Source organism: Armatimonadota bacterium, from assembly GCA_020354555.1.
Lineage (GTDB): Bacteria > Armatimonadota > Hebobacteria.
In genome coordinates this window covers 1,670,783-1,675,549 of record CP070648.1, presented here as the reverse complement: position 1 = coordinate 1,675,549, position 4,767 = coordinate 1,670,783, and the positions used below count along the sequence as shown (strand labels likewise).

The 4,767-nt window shown below is 68.3% G+C and carries 5 protein-coding genes; 4 read left to right on the top strand and 1 reads right to left on the bottom strand.

Features of this window, described 5'->3' with window-relative positions; all coding sequences use genetic code 11:
- Nucleotides 1-561: hypothetical protein (locus JSV65_06825; GenBank protein UCH36062.1), on the bottom strand; the 561-nt coding region annotated here is incomplete at its 3' end.
- A 272-nt stretch (nucleotides 562-833) separates the two neighbouring features.
- Here JSV65_06825 and JSV65_06820 point away from each other — a divergent pair.
- The 4 genes from JSV65_06820 to JSV65_06805 form a co-directional block, all read left to right on the top strand.
- Entirely contained in the window at nucleotides 834-2,024 is a 1,191-nt protein-coding gene (locus JSV65_06820; GenBank protein ID UCH36061.1) for a tetratricopeptide repeat protein, read from the top strand.
- A 44-nt stretch (nucleotides 2,025-2,068) separates the two neighbouring features.
- On the top strand, nucleotides 2,069-2,986 hold the full coding sequence (locus tag JSV65_06815; protein UCH36060.1) for a hypothetical protein: 918 nt from the start codon (nucleotides 2,069-2,071) through the stop codon (nucleotides 2,984-2,986).
- 59 nt (nucleotides 2,987-3,045) lie between these two features.
- Nucleotides 3,046-4,344, top strand: coding sequence for a hypothetical protein (locus JSV65_06810; GenBank protein UCH36059.1), 1,299 nt, complete (start codon nucleotides 3,046-3,048; stop codon nucleotides 4,342-4,344).
- A gap of 163 nt (nucleotides 4,345-4,507) precedes the next feature.
- Nucleotides 4,508-4,767: creatininase family protein (locus tag JSV65_06805; protein UCH36058.1), on the top strand; the 260-nt coding region annotated here is incomplete at its 3' end.

Here is a 4,767-nt window from a genome sequence, read left to right as displayed (position 1 = left end):
GCACGAGAGCAGCTCGAGCACGTCGAGCCGCCCGCTCGCGATCTCACGGTACACCGGCGCCGCGACGAGGTGGATCGTCAGCTTCAGCTCGCCCTTGCGCTGGCTGCCGAGCCAGTCCGCGAAGGCGCGCACGATCTGGATGAAGGAGAAGCGCTCGGGGAAGGTGCGCGCGCGGTAGGCCAGCCCGCCGCCGTCCCCGCCCTCGACCTCCACGCCGCCGGCGCCGAGGATCTGCATCAGGACGCGGCGGTAGCCGAGCTTCGCGGCCTCGCGGAAGAGGTTGGCGACGAGGCGTCCGGTCTTGGTGTAGTGGGCCTCGGAGCCGGGGTGCTCGACATCGAAAGCCTGTGCGACGAGGTAGGCCGTGGTGCCCATGTCGGGGCCCATCGAGCCCACCAGGTAGGAGTCCCAATGCTTCTCGATGATCGCCTTGACCCGCGCCGGCGCGCGCTGGTAGGCGTTCAGGGCGACGTATACGTGGCCGGGCACCTGGCTCGCCGACGCGAGTCCGGCCGTCAGCAACCCGGCAAGCACCCAGAGGATGCAGAGGCGGTTCCTCATTCCGTTGATTCCTCGGTTGGATCTCTCCGCTCGGACCGGTGGACCGATCCGTCGCTCGTTTCTGACTTCGAGGAGCCGGATGGCGGCGCCTGCCGAGCGGGCCGCAAGCGGCCGGTGGCTGGCACCGCCGGGAGGAGTATTCCCAGGTGAGCGGGTGGGTATGCTTCGCGCTGGCGTTGAGGTCCGGTCTCCGACGGCAGGGAGCGCGCCCGCAAGGGGGGAAGCTGTCTGGCGTTGTCGGAGCAGATCGAGGAGTGAGAGGTAACCGGAGGATGATGAGGCGCTCTGCCCGTTGGTGGGCGAGCTTCGCGCTCGCGAGCGTGTTGGCCGTGTCCCTGGCATGGTGCGCGAGCGCGGGGGAACCGGCAAAGACGAGCATTCCGGCGGCCGCGGAGCAGCACTTCAACAACGCCTTCTTCCACGCCTCCCAGGAGAACTACGACGACGCGGTGCGAGAGTATCGCGCGGCGATCGAGGTCTTCCCGGAGTATGCGCGCGCCCCCCACAACCTCGGGATGATCCTCGCCCGCGCCGCGCAGCTCGAACTCGCCATAGAGCACTTCCGCAAGGCCCTCGAATGCCCGGGCCTCGACGAGCCGTGGGTCGTGCACAACTCGCTCGCGGTCGCCCTCGAGGAGAGCGGGGACCTCCAGGGCGCCATCGCGGCCTACCGGAAGGCAATCGAACTCGACCCGCGCCCTGCCTTCCCGCTGCACAACCTCGCCGTCACGCTTGCCAACACCGGAGACCTGGTCGGCGCGCTGGAGGCGATACGGAAGGCCGCCGAGCTCGCGCCCTACGATCCACGTATCGCGCGGACTCTGAAGCTCCTCGAGGAGCGCGCCTCGCGGGCAGCGCAGGCCCAACCGCCCGCGGGTCAGGAGACGCCCGGCGCGCCAACGACTGGCCCCGCAGCCGCGCCACCTACAGGCACAGCAGCCGCGCCACCCACAGGCACCGCAGACGCGCCACCCGCGCAGGAACAGCCTGCTGCGGCGGCGCCGAGCCCGGCTGAGGTAGTGGGGCCGCTCGTCCCGAAGGCGCTGCCACCGGCGGTCGAGACCCCCCTGACGTTCGACACAGGCGACGCCTGGCGCCAGACCGAGACGGCCTCCGATGCCGTCTTCCTCGCCGCACCCGAGGGCGAGGGAAGACAGGCGCGCGTCGAGTGGTGGGACGATGGTGAGGGCTCCGCCTCAGAGCTGGCCGCGGCGGAGTTGCAGCAGGTCCGCCAGCTCGACTCCGCGGCACAGCAGGAGGCGTGGCCGCAGGTTGGCGGCCGTGAGGCGGCCGCGTACAGCTATCGGCTGGCAAGCGAGGACGGTCAGGCGATGCGGACGCGAGTCGTCCTCGTCGTCGGCGATGGACGGGTGTACCGATTCACGCTACGCGCCGAGGAGCAGCAGTTCGCCGCGGGCGGGGCGGCTTTCCGCGCGCTGCTCGACTCGGTTCGCTTCGAGTAGCCGACGCCGCGTGGGCGGGCCGGGCGGGAGATCAGGAGGCACCGATGGGACAGACCGTACTGTCGTTCTACCTCGACGATACGAGCCCGTACGTGAGCGGAGCGGAAGCGTTCAAGACATTCCTCGACTTCGTCGCGGCAGAGGAGATCGCCGGGGAGTCGAGCGTCATCCTCGGGTCGGGATGGGAGGGCCACGGCCTGCTCAGCCGGCCGAAGACAGACGAGCAGCAGACCTACATCGAGCAGGTCCGCCGCGCGTTCGACTGCGGCATCGACAGCCACATGGAGATCATGACGCACGGCGGGCTCTTCGACTTCGAGGCCGGACGCGTCCCCGACGCCGCGCAGCACGAAGGCGTGTGGCTCCACGAGCCCGAGGTCGCGCTGGAGGAGTACGAGTCCTACTTCCGGCGGATCATAGAGGAGGGCGAGCGCATCGGAGTGCAGTTCACCGGAGTGACCTGGCCGGGCTGTAGCTGTGAGCCCTGCGAGCGCCGCTATGCGGAGCTGCGGCGAGCGGAGTCGTTCGGCGTGAATCCCAACGTGTGGCAGGCGCTGCTCAACCTCGCGAAGGCCGGGAAGTTCCGCGGCCGCACCGTGCCCTGCTTCACCCTGAGCGAGAGGACGGCGGACCCGGTGGAGCCGGTGGCGCGCGATGGGAAGTACGGCGTCTACGATCTGATCCCGAACGCGCAGGATCAGTTCGGGATCTGGGACAACGACCCCGCGCGGGTCAGCGCCGACTACTACATCACCGAAGATGGCGAATCGGGCCGCGTCGTGGAGCTGGTGCGCGCCGGCGCGCCCCACTGCATCTTCTACGCGCACTGGCAGGGCCTCAATCCGGCGAACGGCGTCGGCTGGGAGGCATTCACTCAAGTCGTGCGCCGGATACGCAAGCACCTCGGCGACCAGGTCGTGTGGATGCGGCCGAGCGAGTACACCGATCGGTGCCACGGGTGAGCGGCACCTGTCGCCCGCGCGAGCGAGACGGCCGAGAAGACAATCGGAAGAGGAGAGCCATGCACAGATCCGTGCTCATGCTGGTGATCGCACTACTCGCCGTATGCGCTTCGGCGCTCGCCGCGCACTCGGCGACGCACAGGGTGAGCGACCTCGACACGCTCGAAAGGCTCTGCGCCGAGGAGGCGAACCCGGGCGACGTCATCGAGATCCAGCCGGGGACCTACTACCTCGACCGCCCTCGCATCGCGGTCCTGCGCAGCGGGGAGCCTGGCAACCCCATCACGATACGCGGCGTGCGCGAGAACGGCAAGGTGCCCACCATCGACGCGAGCCGGGTCAACGTCAAGCGCGGCATCTTCCGCACCGAGGAGAGCACGCACGACATCGTCTTCGAGGACCTGGAGCTGTGCAACGCCTGGGGGTCGAGATTCGCCGACCGCGAGACCTTCGGCCACAACGCCGGCGCGATCTACTTCCAGGGCAAGAACATGACCGCGCGGCGCATCCACACCCACCACAACGAGGACGGATGGTTCTCGACCCACAGCGCCGACAACATCCTGATCGAGAACTGCGAGATCGATCACAACGGCACGCTCTTCGAGGGCCGCCACAACGCGACTCACAACTTCTACTTCTGCGCGGAGCAGCAGACCGTCCGCAACTCCTACATCCACCATTCCGGCGAGGCACAGAACTTCAAGAGCCGCGGCGGCAACACGATCTTCGCCTACAACTGGGTGGAAGAGGACGGCAACTACAGCGTCGAAGTCGCGAGCGGCAACTCGGGCAACACGCTCTGGATCGGCAACGTCATCATCAAGCGCACCACCCGCGGCCGGCCGCAGCGCCGCATCCTCGGCGTGGGCGATGGCACCGGCGTCGCCCGCGGGACCCTGACTCTGATCAACAACACGATCGTCTCCACCTACGACGACGATCTCTACCTGTTCACCGAGGCGTCGTCCACCTGTGACGTCGTCCTCATCAACAACGTCTTCGCCGGCCCCTCGACGGTCTTCCTGGAGAAGAACGGCAAGGGCGGCATAACGGGCACCAACAACTGGTTCCAGGTCGGGATGAACGTGCCGGACACGGTGGAGAACAGCATCTTCGGCGACGACCCCGGCTTCGTCAGCGTGCCGGGACGAGACTTCCATCCCCGCCCCGGGTCGCCGCTGATAGACGCCGGCGTGCCTGCTCCGCAGTACCTCAACGCCGAGCAGGTGCTCGAGGGCGTCCTGCCGGCGTTCGAGCCGACCAGGGATACGCTGGAGACGATCCAGCGCGCGATCGAGGGGACCGCGGACATCGGCGCGTTCGAGCACGTCGCGGCCGCCCACGGCGGAGAGTAGCCGCGCTCGGCCGGCGATCATCTCGCCTCGCGCCGTATCGACTGCCGTCCTCCCGCTCGCGCGGGACGCAGAGGATGACGCCGGCGGGTGACAGAAGCAGTCTCACCACGCTGCTGTCGTGCCGCGCTGGTGCCGCATTGCGAGATCGGAAGCAGCGATGCCCATGGACCGTCGAGCATTCCTCAAATGGAGCGGAATGAGCGTGGTCGCCGCCGCGGTCGGACGCGTCAGCCTGCCCGCGCTCGCCAAAGGAGAGCCTGCAATGACCCCGGACCTGTCTCGAGCAGTACAGATGCAGTTCATGCGGCCCGGTCAGCTCGAAGCTGCCGGCCGCAAGTTCCCCGTCGTCTACGTCCCCTTCGGCCTTATCGAGTGGCACGGCCCGCAACTGCCTCTCGGCAATGACGCCATCAAGGCCCATGG